This window comes from Modestobacter lapidis (assembly GCF_054780755.1).
Window position 1 is genome coordinate 509,965 of record NZ_BAAGVS010000001.1, and the last position, 18,864, is coordinate 528,828.

At 71.2% G+C, this 18,864-nt stretch carries 16 protein-coding genes; 9 read left to right on the forward strand and 7 right to left on the reverse strand.

Going from position 1 to position 18,864, the window contains the following annotated elements; all coding sequences use genetic code 11:
• Positions 1-73 precede the first annotated feature (73 nt).
• The 3 genes from ACYVG5_RS02370 (at position 74) to ACYVG5_RS02380 (ending at position 4,371) form a co-directional block, all read left to right on the forward strand.
• A complete protein-coding gene (locus ACYVG5_RS02370) occupies positions 74-1,519 on the forward strand; it encodes an amidase family protein (RefSeq protein ID WP_222048090.1) in 1,446 nt (481 codons plus the stop codon).
• A gap of 297 nt (positions 1,520-1,816) precedes the next feature.
• Positions 1,817-3,352 carry a tannase/feruloyl esterase family alpha/beta hydrolase gene (locus ACYVG5_RS02375; RefSeq protein WP_460682927.1) on the forward strand — a complete coding sequence of 512 codons (1,536 nt, stop codon included), beginning with the start codon at positions 1,817-1,819 and terminating at the stop codon, positions 3,350-3,352.
• A gap of 116 nt (positions 3,353-3,468) precedes the next feature.
• Complete coding sequence (locus ACYVG5_RS02380; protein WP_460682928.1) at positions 3,469-4,371, forward strand: PaaX family transcriptional regulator; 903 nt, start codon at positions 3,469-3,471, stop codon at positions 4,369-4,371.
• A 74-nt stretch (positions 4,372-4,445) separates the two neighbouring features.
• On the opposite strand, the gene ACYVG5_RS02385 is transcribed toward ACYVG5_RS02380, so the two are convergent.
• The 4 genes from ACYVG5_RS02385 to ACYVG5_RS02400 all read right to left on the reverse strand — a co-directional run bounded on the left by ACYVG5_RS02385 (position 4,446) and on the right by ACYVG5_RS02400 (position 10,003).
• Positions 4,446-6,824 carry a bifunctional salicylyl-CoA 5-hydroxylase/oxidoreductase gene (locus ACYVG5_RS02385; RefSeq protein WP_222048097.1) on the reverse strand — a complete coding sequence of 793 codons (2,379 nt, stop codon included), beginning with the start codon at positions 6,822-6,824 and terminating at the stop codon, positions 4,446-4,448.
• Between the two features lie 11 nt (positions 6,825-6,835).
• A complete protein-coding gene (locus tag ACYVG5_RS02390) occupies positions 6,836-8,494 on the reverse strand; it encodes an AMP-binding protein (protein ID WP_222048100.1) in 1,659 nt (552 codons plus the stop codon).
• Between the two features lie 82 nt (positions 8,495-8,576).
• Entirely contained in the window at positions 8,577-9,512 is a 936-nt protein-coding gene (locus ACYVG5_RS02395) for an acyl-CoA thioesterase domain-containing protein (RefSeq protein ID WP_222048103.1), read from the reverse strand.
• Entirely contained in the window at positions 9,509-10,003 is a 495-nt protein-coding gene (locus tag ACYVG5_RS02400) for a cupin domain-containing protein (RefSeq protein WP_222048107.1), read from the reverse strand. Before ACYVG5_RS02400 ends, ACYVG5_RS02395 begins: the two co-directional genes overlap by 4 nt.
• 244 nt (positions 10,004-10,247) lie before the next feature.
• Between ACYVG5_RS02400 and ACYVG5_RS02405 the strand changes: the two genes are divergently transcribed.
• Positions 10,248-10,658 (forward strand): RidA family protein, encoded by a 411-nt coding sequence (locus ACYVG5_RS02405; protein ID WP_222048111.1) that lies wholly within the window; start codon positions 10,248-10,250, stop codon positions 10,656-10,658.
• A 75-nt stretch (positions 10,659-10,733) separates the two neighbouring features.
• Here ACYVG5_RS02405 and ACYVG5_RS02410 read toward each other — a convergent pair whose 3' ends face one another.
• The 3 genes from ACYVG5_RS02410 to ACYVG5_RS02420 all read right to left on the reverse strand — a co-directional run bounded on the left by ACYVG5_RS02410 (position 10,734) and on the right by ACYVG5_RS02420 (position 13,758).
• A complete protein-coding gene (locus ACYVG5_RS02410) occupies positions 10,734-11,447 on the reverse strand; it encodes a class F sortase (RefSeq protein WP_222048114.1) in 714 nt (237 codons plus the stop codon).
• The gene (locus tag ACYVG5_RS02415; protein ID WP_222048117.1) at positions 11,435-12,598 is read right to left on the reverse strand and encodes a hypothetical protein; all 1,164 of its coding nucleotides are present in this window, start codon (positions 12,596-12,598) and stop codon (positions 11,435-11,437) included. Before ACYVG5_RS02415 ends, ACYVG5_RS02410 begins: the two co-directional genes overlap by 13 nt.
• Before the next feature lie 392 nt (positions 12,599-12,990).
• Positions 12,991-13,758, reverse strand: a complete 768-nt coding sequence (locus ACYVG5_RS02420; RefSeq protein ID WP_222048120.1) for an MBL fold metallo-hydrolase — start codon at positions 13,756-13,758, stop codon at positions 12,991-12,993.
• A gap of 321 nt (positions 13,759-14,079) precedes the next feature.
• Between ACYVG5_RS02420 and ACYVG5_RS02425 the strand changes: the two genes are divergently transcribed.
• The 5 genes from ACYVG5_RS02425 to ACYVG5_RS02445 all read left to right on the forward strand — a co-directional run bounded on the left by ACYVG5_RS02425 (position 14,080) and on the right by ACYVG5_RS02445 (position 18,789).
• On the forward strand, positions 14,080-14,403 hold the full coding sequence (locus tag ACYVG5_RS02425; protein ID WP_460682929.1) for a hypothetical protein: 324 nt from the start codon (positions 14,080-14,082) through the stop codon (positions 14,401-14,403).
• On the forward strand, positions 14,400-16,043 hold the full coding sequence (locus ACYVG5_RS02430; protein ID WP_222048126.1) for a thiamine pyrophosphate-binding protein: 1,644 nt from the start codon (positions 14,400-14,402) through the stop codon (positions 16,041-16,043). The genes ACYVG5_RS02425 and ACYVG5_RS02430 overlap by 4 nt, the downstream gene beginning before the upstream one ends.
• A gap of 129 nt (positions 16,044-16,172) precedes the next feature.
• Complete coding sequence (locus ACYVG5_RS02435; RefSeq protein ID WP_222048129.1) at positions 16,173-17,009, forward strand: ABC transporter ATP-binding protein; 837 nt, start codon at positions 16,173-16,175, stop codon at positions 17,007-17,009.
• Positions 17,006-17,755, forward strand: a complete 750-nt coding sequence (locus ACYVG5_RS02440) for an ABC transporter permease (RefSeq protein ID WP_222048133.1) — start codon at positions 17,006-17,008, stop codon at positions 17,753-17,755. Before ACYVG5_RS02435 ends, ACYVG5_RS02440 begins: the two co-directional genes overlap by 4 nt.
• Positions 17,752-18,789 (forward strand): ABC transporter substrate-binding protein, encoded by a 1,038-nt coding sequence (locus tag ACYVG5_RS02445; RefSeq protein WP_222048136.1) that lies wholly within the window; start codon positions 17,752-17,754, stop codon positions 18,787-18,789. Before ACYVG5_RS02440 ends, ACYVG5_RS02445 begins: the two co-directional genes overlap by 4 nt.
• Positions 18,790-18,864: the final 75 nt, after the last annotated feature.

The window sequence follows — 18,864 nt, forward strand, 5'->3', positions numbered from 1 at the left end:
CGGTAGCCCGTTGTAGAGGATTGCCCCCGCCCGTGTCGGGCGCCACACCGTCCAAGCCCTGGGAGGGCGAGCAATGACAGCTGACACCAACGCTCCGGGTAGCACCGACGAACTCTGGCGGTGGTCGGCGACGCGGATCGCCGACGGGGTCGCCACCGGACTGATCTCCAGCCGCGAGGCGGTGGAGAGCTGCCTGTCCCGGATCGAGGCGGTCAACCCCGAGCTCAACGCCCTCGTCGAGGTGTCCGGTGACGAGGCGCTGAAGGCCGCGGACGACGCCGACCGGCGCACCGCGTCCGGCGCCCCGCTCGGCCCGCTGCACGGCGTCCCGGTCGCGATCAAGGTGAACTCCGACCAGGTCGGTCACGCCACGACGAACGGCGTCGTGGCGTTCAAGGACAACACCGCCACCACCGACAGCCCGCACGTGGCCAGCCTCCGGCAGTCCGGCGCGATCCTGCTCGCCCGCAGCAACACGCCGGCGTTCTCCTACCGGTGGTTCACCAACAACGACCTGCACGGACGCACGCTGAACCCGTGGGACGCGACCCGCACACCCGGCGGGTCCAGTGGCGGGGCGGGCTCGGCCGTCGCGTCGGGCATGGTTCCGATCGGGCACGGCAACGACATCGGCGGCTCCGTCCGGTACCCCGCCTACGCCTGCGGCGTCGTCGGCCTGCGGCCGACCGTGGGCCGGGTGGCCGGGCTCTACGGCCCCCCGGACGCCGACCCGGCGCTGTCGGTGCAGTCCATGCTGGTCCAGGGGCCGCTGGCCCGCACGGTCGCCGACGTCCGGCTGGCGATGCGCGGGCTGACCGCCCACGACCCGCGTGACCCCTTCCACGTGCCCGGGGCTCCCGCGGCCGCGGCCGCGGAACGCCCGCTCCGGGTCGCACTGGTCCGGGACCACGGCGTCGCCACGCCGACCGCGGCCGTCGACGAGGCCCTGACCCAGGCCGCGGGCTGGCTGACCGAGGCCGGCTACGTGGTCGAGGAGGTCGAGCTGCCCTTGCTCGCCGAGGCCTACCGGCTCTGGTACCTGCTGTGCATGGAGGAGTTCCGCCAGATCATGCCGCTGGTCGAGGAGGTCGGCGACGAGGGCATGAAGAAGGCGGCGGAGGGCTACTACGCCGTCTCCTCGGAGTGGTGGGGCACCCAGCCCGGCCTGACCGACTACATGAACGGATACGCCCGGCGGGGCACGTTGATCCGCATGCTCGGGGAGTTCATGGAGCGGTACTCCACCGTCCTGCTGCCCATGTCCGCGGAGCAGGCGTTCGAGCAGGACGCCGACATCGCCAGCATCGAGAGCATGCGGCGGGTGATGGCCGCGCAGGCGTCGATGATGGCGGTTCCCGTCCTCGGCTTCCCGGCGCTGTCGGTGCCCACCGGGGTCACCGACGGCCTCCCCGCCGGCGTCCAGCTGCTCGGCCGGCGCTTCGACGAGGACGGCATCCTCGATGCCGCCCAGGTGATCGAAGCCCGCGCGGGCACCTTCACCCCCCTCGACCCGCGCTGACAGCGGCGTCCGGGGGTCACCGGTGCGCCACGGTGACCCCCGGGCGTCCTGCCACAGGTCGAGCTCGGGTGGCGCCACCACCGCACGCGGTGGACATGCCGACACGACACGCCGGGACATTCCACGTCCGGGTTGACGGTTGGGAGCTCGGCGTAGCACCTTTCCCGGGTCAGTGATCCAGCTCACCTCCCGAGGAGCGGCATGCGCGCTGCCAGGTATCCCGATCGGCCCACCTCTTCCCGGCACCGGCCTCGAAGCAGGGTGCCGCTCCGCAGCCTCGTTCCCGCAGTCGTCGCCATGGCGGCGATGGTGCTCGGCGCCGGCCCGGCGGCGGCCACCCCCGGGCCGGATCCCGCCCCCGCTCCGGCACCGACTTCTCCTGCCGGCGACTGCGCCGGGTTGGCGGAGCTCGAGCTGGCCGAGGTCACGGCGATCTCCGCCGAGCTCGTGACGGCGGGTACGTCGGACGACCAGACCGACCTGCCGGCGTTCTGCCGGGTGGCGCTGACCGTCGAGCCGATGGTCGACATCGCGGTCTGGCTGCCCGTCGAGACGTACAACGGGCGGTTCCAGGCAGTCGGTGGCGGCGGCTACGCCGGCACCATCAGCTACCCGGCCATGGCCACCGCGCTGCGGGACGGGTACGCCACCGCATCCACCGACACCGGCCACTCCACGCCGGGCGGCTCGTTCGCCCTGGCGGCGCCCGGCGACCTCGACGAGCAGCTCATCGAGGACTTCGCCTCCCGGTCGCTGTTCCAGCTCACGGAGAAGGCACAGACCCTGGTCGGGGCGTTCTACGGCATGCCGGCGGAGTACTCCTACTGGAACGGCTGCTCCACCGGGGGGCGGCAGGGCCTGATGCTGGCGCAGCAGCTCCCCGACGGCTACGACGGGATCCTCGCCGGCGCGCCGGCCATCAACTGGGACCGCTTCATCCCCGCGGAGCTCTGGCCCCAGGTCGTGATGCAGCAGGAACTCGGCGGGCCGATCGCCCCGTGCAAGCTGGAGGCCGCGACCCGCGCCGTCGTGGCTGCGTGCGACACCCTGGACGGGGTCGCGGACGGCGTGCTCGACGACCCGCGCAGGTGTGACTTCCAGGCCGCCTCCCTCGTCGGCCAGCCGACCGACTGCGGCGAGTTCACCGACGTCGATGCCCGCGTGGTCCAGGCGATCTGGGACGGTGCCCGGACCGTTGACGGCACCCGGTTGTGGTACGGCCTGGCACCCGGCGCCCCGCTGCAGGGCCTCGCCGGGCCGCAGCCCTTCCCGATCACCGTCGACCACCACAGGTACTGGATCGAGCAGGACCCGAACTGGGACTGGCAGAAGCTGGACTACGCGGGTTTCGAGGAGAACTTCGCCGCCTCGCAGCAGCTCTTCAACGAGGTCATCGGCACCGACGACCCGGATCTGTCCGCCTTCCGGCACTCCGGCGGCAAGGTCCTGATCTGGCACGGCTGGAACGACCAGCTGATCTTCCCCGAAGGCACCATCGACTACTACGAACGGGTCGTGGACACGGTGGGCAACCTGCACCGGGCCCAGGACTTCGCCCGGTTGTTCATGGCCCCCGGGGTGGAGCACTGTAGTGGCGGTGCGGGGGCCGACCAGTTCGACATGTTCGGCGAGCTCGTCGCGTGGGTCGAGGACGGTGCGGCACCCGAGCGCATCTCCGCCGCGCGCGTCGAGGACGGCCAGCAGGTGCTGACCCGGCCGCTGTGTCTCTACCCGCTGGTCGCCCGGTACGACGGCAGCGGGAACCCCCGTGTCGAGGCCAGCTACGACTGCAAGCGCACGTACGGCCGCTGGGGCACGCCGGGCCACGGCTGATCCGACGGGGCCGACCGGCGCCGGTGGGGCACGCACGCCCCGCTCCACCGGCGCCGGTCATCCGGGCGGACCCGCACCCGGCCGTGCACTCCGCAGTGCGGCGATATTCTGCTTCCGTGACGACGGAGCCGAGTTCGACCTCCCGCGCCGGCGGTCGGGAGGCCCGGCTCGCGCCGCTGATCACCACGGTCCTGGGTCTCTACGCCCGGGCCGAGGGCAACTGGCTCTCCGTCGCGTCCTTGATCTCGCTGATGGCGGACGTCGGAGCCGAGGCGCAGGCGGTGCGGTCCTCGATCTCCCGGCTGAAGCGCCGCGGTGTCATCCACGCTGAACGGCAGCGGGGCGCGGCCGGCTACAGCCTGGCCGGCTCCACACTCGAGGTGCTGGCCGAAGGTGACGTCCGGATCTTCGAGCGCCGGCGGGCGACGGTCGCGGACGGCTGGGTCCTGCTGGTGTTCTCCGTGCCCGAGTCCGAGCGGGAGAAGCGGCACTCGCTCCGCACGAGCCTGACCGGCCTCGGCTTCGGCACCGCGGCCCCCGGGGTGTGGCTGGCACCCGGCAACCTCGAGTCGGAGACCCGCCACACCCTGGACCGGCGGGGCCTGTCCTCCTACGTCGACATCTTCCGGGGCGAGTACGTGGCGTTCGGCGATCCGGGCGGCAAGGTGCGCGGCTGGTGGGACCTGGACGAGCTCACCGAGCTGTACACGGACTTCCTGCACCGTTACCGGCCGGTCCTGCACCGGGCGACGTCGAACGGCATCGAACCGCAGGAAGCGTTCCGGACGTACGTACCGATGCTGACCCACTGGCGGCGGCTGCCCTACCGCGATCCGGGCCTTCCGATGTCCCTGCTCCCGCCCGGCTGGATCGGCGAGAGCGCCGGCGCGTTGTTCGACGAGCTCAACTCCGTCCTGGCCCCCCTCGCCCAGAAGCACGCGATGTCGGTCATCCACGGTGGGCCCGCGCGGAACGCCGGGGCGGGGCCGGCCGGGGCGCCGGGGCCCGCGACGTCGTGACCAGCCCCTCCCCCGCGCTGCGGCCCCGCACCGGGCCACCGGTCCCGGCCGCTCCGGCCGCGTGAGCGCGTAGCTCAGGCGACCGGAGCGCTGTCCTCGTTCGGCGTCCACCGCACGTGGACGGTGGCGGCCTTCCCGGCGCGGAGCAGGGCGAGCCGCGGCGGGATCTTGTCGGTGCGCGAGGTGGGCGGCCTGCGCCGGCCGGCCCGGAACTGCTCCGGCCACTGCGCCCCCTCGCCCTGGTACTCCTGCTCGGCTGCCGCGTGGAGCGTCCACTGGGGGTCGTAGAGGTGGCTCCGGCCCAGGGCGCAGAGATCCGCGCGGCCCGCGAGCAGGATCGAGTTGACGTCGTCGTAGGAGGAGATGGCACCGACGGCGATGACCTTCGCCCCGGCCGGCGCGGCGACGACGTGCCGGATCCGGTCGGCGAAGGGCGTCTGGTACGACCGCCCGAACGCCGGCTGCTCGTTCTTGGCGATCTGCCCCGACGACACGTCGATGGCGGCCGCGCCGTGCTCGACGAAGGCACGGGCGATCTCCACGGCGTCGTGCTCGGTGTTGCCGTCGGGCAGCCAGTCGCTGGCGGAGATCCGGACGGTCACCGGGATCGTCTCCGGAACCACCCGCCGGACGGCGTCGAAGACCTCCAGCGGGAAGCGCAACCGGTTGGCCAGCGAGCCGCCGTACTCGTCGGTCCGCCGGTTGGCGACCGGCGAGAGGAACGCGGAGAGCAGATAGCCGTGCGCGGCATGGAGCTCGATGAGGTCGAACCCGGCCGCGACGCCACGCTGCGCGGCGGTGACGAAGTCGGCCAAGACCTTGTCCAGGTCCGCGCGGTTCGCCTCCCGCGGCATGTGGCAGCCCTCGCCGTAGGCCAGGGCGGAGGGGCTGATGACCTCCCAGTTGTTCTCCGGGAGCGGCTCGTCGATGCCCTCCCACATGAGCCGGGTCGACCCCTTGCGCCCGGAGTGCCCGAGCTGCAGACCGATCTTGGCCGAGGTGCGTTCGTGCACGAAGTCGGTGACGCGGCGGTAGGCGTCGCGCTGCCCGTCGTCCCACAGCCCGGTGCAGCCGGGGGTGATGCGGCCTTCGGGTGAGATGCAGACCATCTCGGTCATCACCAGTCCGGCACCACCCAGGGCCTTCGAGCCCAGGTGGACCAGGTGGAAGTCATCGGGCACGCCGTCCCGGGCGCTGTACATGTCCATCGGTGACACCACGACCCGGTTGGGCAGCGTCAGCGGGCCGATGTCGACGGGCTGGAACATGGCCGGCACCACCTCTGCCGAGCCGTTGGCCTCGGCGAACGCGGACTCGACCTGGTAGGCGAAGTCGGCGTCACGCTCCTTGAGGTTCTCGAAGGTGATCCGGCGGGACCGGGTCAGCAGGTTGAAGCAGAACTGACCCGGCTCCTGGTCGGCGTACATGTTGATGTTCTCGAACCACTCGAGCGAGGCCTGCGCCGCCCGCTGGGTCGACTCCACCACGGGCTTGCGCTCGGCCTGGTACGCCGCGAGGGCGGCGTCCACGGTGGGGTGCTCGTGCAGGCACGCGGCCAACGCCAGGGCGTCCTCCATCGCCAGCTTGGTGCCCGACCCGATGGAGAAGTGCGCGGTGTGGGCGGCGTCGCCGAGCAGCACCACGTTGCCGTGGTGCCAGGACTGGTTGCGGACGGTGACGAAGTTGAGCCACTTGGAGTTGTTCGTCAGCACCGAGTGGCCGGCGAGCTCGTCGGCGAAGATCTCCGCGATCCGCTCGACCGCGTAGTCGTCGGAGACGCCCGGCGGGAAGTTCTGGCTCTCCGTGGCGTCGAAACCGGCGCGGCGCCATACGTCCTGGTGCATCTCGACGATGAACGTCGAGCCGCTGTCGGAGTAGGGGTACCCGTGGATCTGCATGGTGCCCCACTCCGTCTGCTTGACGAAGAACTGGAAGGCCTCGAAGACCAGGTCCGTCCCGAACCAGATGTACTTGTTCTGCCGGTGGTCCAGGGACGGGCGGAAGGCGTCGGCGTACTTGGTGCGGATCCGGGAGTTCAGGCCGTCCGCGGCCACGACGAGGTCGTGCGCGGCCCGCAGCTCGTCGACGTCGGGCGCCTCGGTCTCGTAGTGCACCGTGACGCCGAGTTCGGCGACGCGCTCCTGGAGGAGGTGGAGCAGGTCCTTGCGGCCCATCGCCGCGAAGCCCTGGCCACCGACGGTGAAGGCGTGTCCGTTGAACTCGATGTCGATGTCGGTCCACCGGGCGAACCGGCGCGCCATCTGCTCGTGGATCACGGTGTCGGCACCCTCGATGCCGCCCAGGGTCTCGTCGGAGAAGACGACGCCGAACCCGAAGGTGTCATCGGGAGCGTTGCGCTCCCACACGGTGACGTCGTGACCGGGGTCGAGCTGCTTCATCAGGGCGGCGAGGTAGAGCCCACCCGGTCCACCGCCGGCGATTGCGATCTTCATGGCCGTTCCTCTCACTGCGACGAGGCAAGCGTGCTTGCCCGCTCTTCTTCGACGGTGCGGCGCAAGATGTAGTGCTGGAGCTTGCCGCTGGTGTTGCGCGGCAGGGATCCGCTGAAGCGGACGTCGCGCGGGTACTTGTACGGAGCCAGCTGCTGCTTGACGTGGTCCTGGATCTCCTTGGCCTTCGCCGCGTCCCCGGCCACCCCGTCGCGCAGCACCACGAAGGCGCAGACGATCGATCCGCGCTCGGCGTCCGGTTTCGCGACGACGGCCGACTCGACCACGTCGGGGTGCGTGTCGATCGCGGCCTCGACCTCCGGGCCTCCGATGTTGTAGCCGGAGGAGACGATCATGTTGTCGGTGCGCGCGCAGTAGTGGAAGTAGCCGTCCTCGTCCCGGTAGAAGGTGTCGCCGGTGACGTTCCAGCCGTCCACGACGTAGCTCTGCTGCCTGTCGTCGTCGAGGTAGCGGCACCCGACCGGCCCGATCACCGCGAGCCGCCCCTCGGCTCCGGCGGGCAGTTCCTCCCCGTCGGGGCCGAGGATGGTCGCCCGGTACCCGGGCACCGGCATGCCGGTGGCACCGGGCCGGATGTCGTCGCCGGTGGCGGAGATGAAGATGTGGAGCAGCTCCGTGGCACCGATGCCGTCGATGATCCGCAGCCCCAGCTCCGCCTCGATCTGCTCCCACACCGGTTGCGGGATGTGCTCTCCGGCGCTGACCGCGTTCCGCAGGCTGCGTAGCTGGCCGATCTTCCCGGACCGGAGGATCTGCTTGTAGGCGGTCGGCGCCGTGGCCAGCACGGTGACCCGGTGCTCCTCGACGAGGTCGGCCAGGCGCGGCGGAGTCGCGGCCTCGACCAGGAACATGCACGCCCCTGCCCGCAGCGGGAACACCAGGAGCATCCCGAGGCCGAAGGTGAAGGCGAACGGGGCGGTGCAGGCGACGAGGTCGTCGGCGTGCAGGCGCAGCAACCCCCGGCCGAAGGTGTTGTCGATGGAGAGCACGTCACGGTGGAAGTGCATGGTCAGCTTCGGGACGCCGGTGCTCCCCGACGTCGGTCCGAACAGCGCCACGTCGTCGGCCGCGGTGTCGACGTTGACGAACTCCCCCGACTTCGCGGCGCAGCGGGCGACGAGGTCGTCGCTGCCCTCGCCGCCGAAGGGGACGACGACGAGCTGCCCTGCCGCGGTGTCCCGGACCACCGCGACGTCCTCGGTGTACCGGTGGTCGACCAGGGCGACCGTCGGCTGGGCCTTGGTCACGACCGGCGCGAGCTCCCGGGCGCGCAGCGCCGGCATGGTCAGGACGACGATGCCGCCGGCCTTGAGCACGCCCAGCCACGCGGCGACGGTCCAGGGGTTGTTCGGCGAGCGCAGGAGCACCCGGTTGCCCGGCACGAGCCCGAGGTCCTCGACGAGCACCTGGGCCACCTGGTTCGCGCGCCGCTGCAGGTCACCGTAGGACCACACCTCGCCGGTGTCGGTCCGGATCGCCGGGCGGTCGGGGCCGTGGGTGGCGACCGCGACGTCGATGAGCTCGCCGGCGGCGTTGAGCCGCTCGGGGTACTGCAGTTCGGGGGTGGTGAACTCCAGGCGCGGCCACTGCTCGAACGGCGGCAGGTGATCACGGGCGAAGGTGTCGGTGTGGGAGCTGGGGAACAGCTGCATCGGAGGTCCTTCCGGAGCCGAAGGGGAGCCGAGGGAGGCGCCGTGCCCGGAGGCCGGTGCCGTGCCGGAGGGAGGACCGGCCTCAGGAGGCGCGGATCATGCCCTCCTGGACGACGGTGGCCAGGTGCCGTCCGTCGCGGGTGAAGAAGCGGCCCTGCCCGACGCCGCGCCCCGAGGCCGCGTGGCCGGCGTCCTGGACGTACAGCAGCCAGTCGTCGAGGGCACCCTCGACCGGGACCGAGTGGAACCACATCGCGTGGTCCAGGCTCGCGGTCACGAGCCCCGGCCGTGCCCAGGGCAGGTCGAGCATCCGGAGCACCGGTTCGAGGATGGTGTAGTCGCAGACGTAGGCCAGGGCGGCCAGGTCGCGCTGGGCCCGCGAGAGCCCGGGGACGTCGCGCAGGCCGTCGTAGGGCCGGATCCACACTGCCTGGTGGGGGGCCTGCTCCCCCTCGACGGAGAGGTAGACGGGCCCCGGGAGGTGCCGCATGTCGAAGCTGCGGCCCCCGCTCCAGTAGGCCTTCGACTCCTCCGTCATGGTCCCGCCGGAGCGGTCGGCGAGGTACGTCGCCGCGGATGGCAGCGTCTCCGGGGCCGGCACGTCGGGCTGCTGCGGGGCGAAGGAGCCGCCCTGTTCCCCGGCCGCGAAGGAGGCGAGCGCGACGTACACCGGCTTGCCGTTCTGGTATCCGCGCACATGACGGGTGCTGTAGCCGCGCCCGTCGCGGAGGCGTTCGACCTCGTAGGTCACGCCGGCGCCGATGTCCGCCGGCCGCATGAAGTAGGAGTGCATGGAGTGCAGCGACTTGCCGCCCTCCTCCGCGTCGGGAACCGTCCGCATCGCAGCCGCCGCGGCCGCCGCGACGAGGTCCCCGCCGTAGGCCTTCGGCCAGGGGCACGCCTGGGTGACGGCGACGTACGCGGCGTCGTAGTGCTCGGGCTCCGTCTCGCTGAGCGTGACGGCGGCGGTGAACGTGGCCGACGTCGGTGCGTCGACCACTCGCGGCGCCTCGGTCACGGTCGGTCGACCCAGTCGTTCAGGGCGGTGTCGGCCACGTCGGCGAGGTTGACCACGATGTTGTCCGGGGTGCGGGTGGTCATCCAGGTGAGCGGCCGGTTGCGGTCGACGTTGCACTCGACGTGCGGCATGTAGGGCGGCACGAAGACCCAGTCGCCCTCCGCCATGTCGATGTAGTCCGCGTACTTCTCCCCGAAGTAGATCCGCGCGCGGCCCGAGAGCACGTAACCGCCGGTCTCGGCCTCGCCGTGGTGGTGCGGCACCGATCGGTAGCCCGGGTCGTTGCTGACCTTGCCGAACCAGATCCGGGTGGCCGGGGTGTGCTCGGGGCTCACCCCGGCGATGCGGGAGGCGCCTCCCGACTGGCCGGTGTTGAGCGACTCGAGCCCGCCGCGGGTGACGACCGGAACCACCAGGCCGCTCTCGTTGGCGTACATCGCGTTGTCGCCCTCCGGCGGCATGTTGCGGAGGTCCTTGTCGGTCGGTTGCATCCCAGCTCCTCCTCGTTGGTGACGGCGACGTGGCCGCGCCGGACCGCCCGTCGCTGCCGGTCCCCGGATCGACAGGTTCTCCACCACGGTGGCCCCGAATGCCGGCAGCGGCACCTCGTGGCGCGCCTTCCAGGGTCCGTCGTCCCTTACCCGTTATCTCTGATTCTTCACGCCCGTCATGTAATGTCAATAAGCGAATCGCCCGCTGCCGCGCCGATGCGCGGCACGACCTGATGGAGGCGGCATGCCCCCGATCCCCGTGAACCCCACTGCACTGCCCGCGCCGACCGGCTACTCCCACGGGACGCTGGCCGGGAACACGCTGTACCTGGGCGGTCAGACCGCCCTGGACAAGGACATGAAGATCGTCGAGGGCGGCATCGTCGAGCAGTTCCATCAGGCGTTCAGCAACGTCCTGACCACGCTGCGCGAGGTCGGCGGTCAGCCCGAGGACCTGGTCAGCATCACGCTGTACATGACCGACATCCCCGACTACCAGGCCCACGGTCGGGAGATCGGCCGGGTGTGGCGGGAGATCGCCGGGCCGGTCTACCCCGCGATGGCCGGCATCGGCTGCACCGCGCTGTGGCAGCCGGAGGCCATGATCGAGATCCTCGGCGTCGCCGTGATCCCGGAGGACCGCCTCCGGGCGTGATCACCGGCGCGGCGCGGGTCGCGGAGGGCGCCACCGCCCTGACGGGCGCACCCACCGGGCGATCCGGTCGCGGGGTCAGGACTCCGCGACCGTCCCCGCCGAGGACTCCGCCGAGGACTCCGCGAAGACGACGAGGTTCTCGGTGGATGCCCGCCCTCCGCCGCGCTGGAAGCACGTGATGAGCACCAGCCGTCCCGGCGCGGCCTCCCACACCTCGGTGGCGTCGGCCAGCTCGCCCTTGGCGTACCGCTCGGCGCGTTCGACGGTGTAGCCGACCGTGCCCTGCGGGGTGCTGACCTCGATGACGTCGCCGGCCCCGAGGGTGCTGCCCCCGCCGCCGGGCGCCATCAGCGGGTCGAAGCCGTACTCGCCGGTGCCGGTCGAGTGGGCCGCGAGGTAGAGCGTGTTGTCGGCCTCCCCGGCCATGCCGACCGGGTCGCCGTAGGGCTGGATCCAGTAGGCCGCCGTGAGCGTCGGCGGATTGATCGCGCCGCCGCGCGGGGTGTGCGGCAGCACCGGCAGATCCAGGCCCAGCGCGGGGATGGTCACGTGCACGTCCGAGGACGGGGTGGGCAGCGTCGTCCCCTCGGGCGGCAGGGTGGGCTGGGGCGGCTCACCGTGAGGCGGGGCCGCGGTGGCCGCGGCGACCGGGTCGGAGGACCCGGTCGCCGTGGCCGGCTGCCCGCCGTCGGCCAGGCCGACGGCGAGCACCGTGCCCCCGGTGATCCCGAGGGCGGCGACCGCCGCGATCGCGGCGGTGCGCCGGCCCGGCCGGATCAGGCCTCGCACGTCCCGCCCTCGACCGCCGGGGTCCGCCGGGTGCGGGCGACGGCGACGCCGCCGACGCCGGCGAGGAGCAGCATGCCGGCACCCGTGGCGACCACGACGGTGCCGGTGGAGCCGGTCTCGACGACCTCGACGCCGGTGTTCGAGTCGAGCCCGGCGTTGACCGGGGCGGCCGCCGGGGTGGTCGGCGCCGCGGCCGGCGGGACCACCGCCGGCGTCTCCGCGGCGAGGACCACCAGCTCCACGGCCACGACCGAGATGCCGCCGGACGGGGTCGGCTGGGCGATCACCAGGCCGTAGGAACCGGCCGCCGTGCCCGCCGGAACGGTGATGCTCGCCGTCGACCCGGTGACCTGGGGCGTGAGCAGCACGGCGGCGCCGGTGGGGGCACCGCTCGCATCCACCTGCGCCAGGCCGACCTGCGCACCGGTGAGGTCGGCGATTCCGAGCTCGCGCAGCGCGGAGCCCGCGGTCAGGTCGAGCGCGACGGTCGAGCCGGCCGTCACCGGGGTCGGGAAGGGGCACCGGGTGACGGCCGAGAGGTTGCAGGGCACCTGCGAGAGGGCGACCAGCGCAGGCTCCACGGTCACCGCGGCGGCCGCGGTGGCATCGAAGGCGACGAGGTAGCTCACCGGGTCGACGACGGTGAACGCCGGGCTGGTGAGGGCCGAGGTGAGCGGCTCGAGGGAGAGGGTGGCCTCGTCGACGCCGAAGCCGGGGTCGGCCGGCAGGGTGACCTCGATGCTGCCGGTGCCCGCGCCGCTGATGGCGAGGTAGAACGGGTCGCTGGACGCCACGGCGGAGGAGTAGGTCACGTCCGGGGTGAGCGGGTCGGCGTCGTCGTCGAAGGCGAGCTCGGCCTCGACGGTGGAGTCGTCGAGCTGGGCGGGCAGGTCCACGGTGATCGCGCCGCCGTACTGCACACCCACGGGCGTCAGCGTGGGCACGGCGTTCGGATCGGCCATGGGGTTCATGTCGCCGAGGTTCTCTGCCGGGAAGGCGGTCAGCACGACCTCGCCCGGCTCGAGCGGGATGACGACGCCGGTCGCGGCGCCCGCCGCGGACGCGGTGCCGACGAGGACGGCAGCGGCACCGAGGCCGACGGCGCTGAATCGCCGGGCCTGCGGGCGGCGCTTGTGGGTGTTGCGTGACATGGGGGGGACACCTTCCGGCGACCGCAACGCCCCGGTGGCGCTGGCTGCAGCGGAACGTAACGGCACCGGTCGGTTCTCATCAGTACATGACATGCGGCGTGGGACGGGTGCGGCCGGGCGTGATGGGAATGTGACCGGCGACGCGGTCACCTCGACAACTTCTGGCCAACGACCGACCCATTGTTGGCCAGCTGATGTCATGCCTTGGTGTTGCGTCGCTCTGGCGCAGACACTTTCCGCCGGTGAACCTTGCTGCGTGCCGGCGCGGCAGCGGATCCGGCACGATCCTCAGCACGCCTGGCGCGTGCTGCTGCCCGTGGTCCTCACGACGTACCGACCGTGTGCCCGGGCCGATCGCAGCGGGCGCGGGCGCCGGCGGCTGGTAGCCGGGCTCAGCCCTGCTGGAGCCGGTCGGAGAGTCCGGCCGCGGCGAAGGCGGCGACGACGTCCTCACGGCTCTCGGTGAAGTGGCCCCAGCTGTCGCAGTGGACCGGGACCACGCGCCGGGCACCCAGGATGGTGGCGGCCTCGGCCGACTGGGCGCTGTCGATGGTGAGCAGCGCACCGTCGAAGAAGGGGGTGCGCACGGCGCCGACGAACAGCACCGCGGTGTCCACCGCGCCGACACGCTCGCTGATCTCCCGGACCAGGTCCAGCGACGCGTTGTCACCGCTGACATAGACGGTGGGCAGGCCGTCCCCGGTCAGCACGAAACCGATGACCTCCCCGGTGACCGGCTCGCAGCCCTTCGGGCCGTGCTCGGCGGGGGTGGCGGTCACGGTCACGCTTCCGCCGTCGGGGCGGGTGAGCTCGACGGCCTGCCAGGGGGCGAGGCCGCGCGCGGTACCGCCGAGACGGCCGGCTCCGCCACCGGTGGTCAGCACGAGCGGGACGTCGGCGAGGAAGGCCCGACCCGAGTTGTCCAGATTGTCCGGGTGCTCGTCGTGGGACAGCAGCACCGCGTCGACCGCGCCGAGGTCGGCGGGGTCGATCGACGCCGGAGCGGTCTTGGTCAGGACGAGGTCACCGAAGGGGTAGTCGCCAGGAGCGTCGAAGGTCGGGTCGGTCAGGATCCGCAGCCCTCCGTACTCGATGAGGGCGGTCGGCCCGCCGAACACGCGGACGGGGAGGTCTTCGGCGGTGGAACGGGCGTCGGTCACGTGCACCTCACGGGGATGGGTGGGCTTTCCGTGGGGCCGACGCTAAGCGGTGGTCCTCACGAAGCAATCGCCCGGTGGGCAGTTCCTCGATCTGCTCGGCGGGCCCAGCCGGCGTTGACGCGCCGCCGGGCCGCAGCGCCTGGCGGAGGCTCCTCGCGGAGGCACCACGCTCATGACGTGCTATTTGCTTGACGTTAGGCGTGAAGATGACACACTATGGCGTGACCCACTTCACCCCTGGAGGGAGCCTCCGTGGCAGACGCACCAAACGCCCCCCTCGCGGGTCGCTCGTCCGTGACCACGGGGAACAGCGCGGGCGTCGTGACCGAGCTGCGAATCCCTGACCGCCTGACCGCGTCGTCGGGCCGCCACTACGTCCCGGGGACCGAGGCGCTCGTCCGACTGCCGCTCTACGTGGCGCAGCGCGATCGGGAGGCGGGACTCCGCACCGGCGTCCTCATCTCGGGCCATCCCGGCTCACCCCTCGGCGGGCGCGGCCTCACCCTCGATCGCGAGGCCGATCCTTCTCGCGGGCACGGGGTCGTGCACGTACCGGCCGGCAACGAGGAGCAGGCCACCACGGCCGGGATCCGAAAAGACGTCGTTGCTGGTCATCCCACACGCCGACGAGACCACGCCACGTGACCACGACGGTCGCGGACCTCGTGGGCGGGGCTCTCTCCTCGCGCGGCGCGCGGCACGCCTTCGGTCTGGTGGGCAGCGGCAACTTCGACCTCTCGAACGCCTTGGTCACCTCCGGCATGACATTCACAGCAGCTCGTCACGAGACGGGAGCCGTGATGATGGCCGACGCCTACGCCAAGGTCTCGGGCCAGGTAGGCGTGGTGACGCTGCACCAAGGGTGCGGTCTCACGAACGCCGTCACAGGCATCGCCGAGGCAGCCAAGAGTCGTACGCCGATGGTCGTGCTGGCAGCAGACACGGCGGCCGCGTCGGTCAACTCGAACTTCCGGATCGACCAAGAGGCACTGGTGCGCTCGGTGGGTGCGGTCTCCGAGCGCGTCCACGGCGCAACCTCTGCCGCCGAGGACATCCGCCGGGCCTGGCACCGTGCGGTGGCCGGGAGAAGCACGGTCGTCCTGCACCTGCCCACCGACGTGCAGGCACTCACGGTCCCCGACCCGACGCCCTTGCCGCTGCCGTGCTCGCCACTCCCGGTCCGTCCCTCCGCGGAGGCGGTCAGTGCCGTGGCGGACCTTCTGGACAGGGCCGAACGTCCACTCCTCCTCGCCGGGCGCGGGGCGCAGGGGCATCGGGACATGCTCGAGCGGCTCGGCGATCTGACCGGAGCAGTGCTCACGACGACGGCGGTGTGCCGCGGGTTGTTCGCCGGCAGCGAGTGGTCCGTCGACGTCTGCGGTGGTCTGGCGTCCCCGACAGCTGCGCGCCTCATCGCCTCGGCGGACGTGGTCGTCGCCTTCGGCGCTGCGCTGACGATGTGGACCACCAAGCATGGCGCGCTGGTGGACGGCGCGGCAGTGGTGCAGATCGACGACGACGTCACGGCGCTCGGCCGCCACCAGTCGGTCGCCCTCCCTGTCCTCGCAGACGTGGGTGAGGCGGCAGCGGCGCTCGTGGCCGAGATCGAGGACCGCGGGACGGGTAACGGCGGTCGCCGCACACCGGAACTGGCACATCAGATCGCCGAGGGTTCGTGGTCGGCGGAGCCGTTCGACGACGTGAGCTCTGCCGACGCCATCGATCCTCGGGCCTTCTCGTTGGTGCTGGATCGGGCACTGCCCCCGGCGCGGACGGTCGTGCTGGACTCCGGGCATTTCCTCGGTTGGCCGTCCCGCTATTTGTCGGTCCCGGACGAACGCGGCTTCGTCTTCAGCCAGTCCTTCCAGTGCGTGGGGCTCGGCCTCTCGTCGGCGATCGGTGCCGCGATAGCGCGTCCGGACCGGCTCGCCGTGGCCGCCCTGGGCGACGGCGGTGCTCTGATGGGGCTCGCGGAGCTGGAGACGGTCGGGCGGCTGGGCCTCCACATCGCCGTCGTGGTCTACAACGACCAGGCGTACGGCGCCGAGGCACACCACTTCGGGCCGGCCGGCAAGGCGCTGGACCTGGTGCGTTTCCCCGACACGGATTTCGCCGCTCTCGGCCGGGCCGTGGGGCTGGAAGCAGTGACCATCCGTCGCGCGCAGGACGTGCAGCAGGTTGTCGCCTGGGTGAACAGCGGGTCGCGCTCCGGAATCGTCATCGACGTCAAGGTGGTGCCCACGCTCGTGGCCGATTGGTTGGAGGACGCCTTTGTCCGTCACTGACTGACGCGCGGGCGCAGGTCGAGTGCTCCAGTGCCGACCGATGGATGACCGACTTCCCCGAATGCAGCGACGGGGGCCGTGAGCCCGCTGTCGAGCAGCAAACCGCCAGGACTGGCACGAGGAGTGCAGGTGCTCAAGAACGAGAATTCCCCCGAGGGGCGACAGCCGACGACCGAGTCGGAGGCACGGATCTTCGTCGAGGATCTGGAGGTCGCCTACGCGACACCCAGCGGTTCCCGTGTGCATGCCGTCGTGGACTTCTCGCTCGACATCCGACGCGGTGAGTTCCTCACCCTGATCGGTCCCTCCGGCTGCGGCAAGACGTCGATCCTGAAAGCGGTCGGCGGGCTGATCACGCCGGACGGCGGAGACGTCCGTATCGGGGACACGATCGTCACAGGCCCCGTCCCGGACCAGGTCGCTTACGTGTTCCAGGACTTCGCACTCTTTCCCTGGCGTACGGCCCTGGGCAATGTCGAAGTGGCTCTCGAGCTGAAGAAGGTCCCCAAGGCTGAGCGACGGGAACGGGCCCGCGAGGCTCTGGCTACGGTCGGGCTCGCCGATGCTGCAGACCGTCATCCGCACGAGCTGTCCGGTGGCATGAAGCAGCGCGTGGCCGTGGCGCGGGCACTGGTGTCCAACTGCGACGTGCTCCTGCTCGACGAGCCGTTCGGCGCTCTCGACGAGCAGACGAGACTCGTGCTCGGAACCGAGCTCCTACGGATCCTGGAATCTCTGGGCAAGACGATCATCTTCGTCACCCACAACCTCCAGGAGGCGGTGTACCTCTCCGACAGGGTGGTGGCCATGTCGGCGCGTCCCGCGCGCATCAAGGAGATCATCGAGGTGGACATCCCTCGGCCCCGCTCACCCGACATCATGGTCAGCGAAGCGTTCACCGAGATCCAGCGCCATCTCTTCAGCCTGCTGTACGAGGAATCGGCGTTGGCGATGAACCAGCCATGACAGCGACCAGGCTCGGGATCTATCTCGGCGTCCCCTTCCTCATCCTGCTCGCCTGGTTCCTCCTCGCCATCAGCGAGGTGGTCAATCCCTTCCTGCTGCCGTCTCCGATCGAGGTGGCTCGCGACCTGGGCACCGTCCTGACCGACAGCGCCACCTACCCCCACCTGTGGACCACGCTGCGCCAGGTTCTCCTGGCGTTCGGGCTCGCCGCAGCGCTCGGCATCGGGATCGGTCTACCGATCGGGTGGTATCGCACCCTCCGGAAGGCCTACGAGCCCGTGCTGGGCATGGTCTACGCGGTCCCGCTCGTCGTCCTGTACCCCGTCATCGCACTCTTCTTCGGCATCGGCGCCACGTCCAAGATCGTCTTCGGCGCGCTGTACGCGTTCTTCCCGATCGTGCTCGCCACCATCTCCGCGGTCTCGCTCGTCGACCAGAACCTGGTGTCCGCGGGCCGCTCCATGGGAGCGCGCGGGGCGACGCTCTTCCGGACCGTCGTGCTGCCGGCCGCACGACCTCGCATCATGGTCGGACTCAGACTCGGGATCATCCTCGCGACGCTCGCCGTCGTCGGCGGTCAGTACATCGCGGGCACGTCCGGACTGGGTTACCTGCTGGCCACCGCGGGTCAGTCGTTCCAGACGGTGCTGATGTTCGCCTACATCGTCCTCACCCTTGCCTTCGCCGTGCTCGTCAACGGGCTGATGGCGGCGCTCGATCACTACACCAACAGGAGCTTGACATGACGAACAGACCAGCCCTCGCTCGATTCGGCACACTGGGCGTGGCCCTCACCCTGGCCACGCTGACCGCGGCATGTGGTGGAGGCGACGACGCCTCCGGCTCGCAGGCCGGCGGCGGTGGGGAGGGTCAGGCCAGCGAGGTGACGGTCGGGCTCGTCGTCGACAGGACCTTCGAGCACGCCGTCGTACCGAAGATCACCGAGGAAGTCGGCTGCTTCGACGAGCAGAACCTGGACGTGGAGATCGTCGCCTTCCAGGGTGGCGCTGACCTGGTCAAGGGCATGCTCTCGGGAGTGGTGGACATCGGTGCAGCCACCGGTTTCGACCCTCCGGCCGCGGCGGCCAAGGGCGTGCCGATGCAGGCCTTCTACGGTGTCGCCGAGCGGTCCCCGTTCGTCGCCATCGCGGCCCCCGACTCCGGTATCGAGTCCATCGAGGACCTGGTCGGGCAGAACGTCGGGATCACGAGGTTCGGCAGCGCCACGGACTACGTCGTCCGTGTCCTCGCGGACGAGGCGGGCAGTCCCGGCGGCATCACCGCCGTGCCCCTCGGCGGCAATCCCGCGGACCATGTGGCCGCCATGCAGCGTGGCGACATCTCCGCGTTCATCTGGTCGACGGAGGTCGGGCTGGGCCTCGAGGCGTCCGGTGACGGGACGATCATCGAGCGCTTCGCCGACGTGGTGGAGGAAGACCAGTACGCCGTACTGATGGCGCAGCCGGACTACCTGGAGGCGGAATCGGAAACCGTCGAGCGATTCGTGCAGGCCTACAGCTGCGGCATCGAGTGGATGCAGGACGAGGCGAACAGGGAGGAAGCCGTCCAGCTCACGGCCGAGTACCTCGACCTGGAGCCGACGGTGGCCGAGGCGACGTACGAGGAGCTCGTCGGCAACCTCAACCCGCAGGGTGACATGAGCACCGCCGGGCTGGAGCAGCTGGCCTCGGTCCTTCCCGATCTGGAACTCGCCGACCGCGTTCCTGAGCCCGAGGAGTTCACCACCGACGAGTTCGTGCCGGTCGGCGAAGGAGGCTAGTCCGTGTCTGCTGTCACCTTCCGCCGGGTCGGCGGGGAGCCACAGGCCCGCCGGGCCGTCCGGCCCGGCGGGGCC

Coding starts and splice junctions, on each gene's coding strand:
- ACYVG5_RS02440 (WP_222048133.1), top strand. CDS start 17,006: ATGACAGCGACCAGGCTCGGGATCTATCTCGGCGTCCCCTTCCTCATC.
- ACYVG5_RS02375 (WP_460682927.1), top strand. CDS start 1,817: ATGGCGGCGATGGTGCTCGGCGCCGGCCCGGCGGCGGCCACCCCCGGG.
- ACYVG5_RS02390 (WP_222048100.1), bottom strand. CDS start 8,494: ATGCAGCTGTTCCCCAGCTCCCACACCGACACCTTCGCCCGTGATCAC.
- ACYVG5_RS02415 (WP_222048117.1), bottom strand. CDS start 12,598: ATGTCACGCAACACCCACAAGCGCCGCCCGCAGGCCCGGCGATTCAGC.
- ACYVG5_RS02445 (WP_222048136.1), top strand. CDS start 17,752: ATGACGAACAGACCAGCCCTCGCTCGATTCGGCACACTGGGCGTGGCC.
- ACYVG5_RS02385 (WP_222048097.1), bottom strand. CDS start 6,824: ATGAAGATCGCAATCGCCGGCGGTGGACCGGGTGGGCTCTACCTCGCC.
- ACYVG5_RS02370 (WP_222048090.1), top strand. CDS start 74: ATGACAGCTGACACCAACGCTCCGGGTAGCACCGACGAACTCTGGCGG.
- ACYVG5_RS02400 (WP_222048107.1), bottom strand. CDS start 10,003: ATGCAACCGACCGACAAGGACCTCCGCAACATGCCGCCGGAGGGCGAC.
- ACYVG5_RS02405 (WP_222048111.1), top strand. CDS start 10,248: ATGCCCCCGATCCCCGTGAACCCCACTGCACTGCCCGCGCCGACCGGC.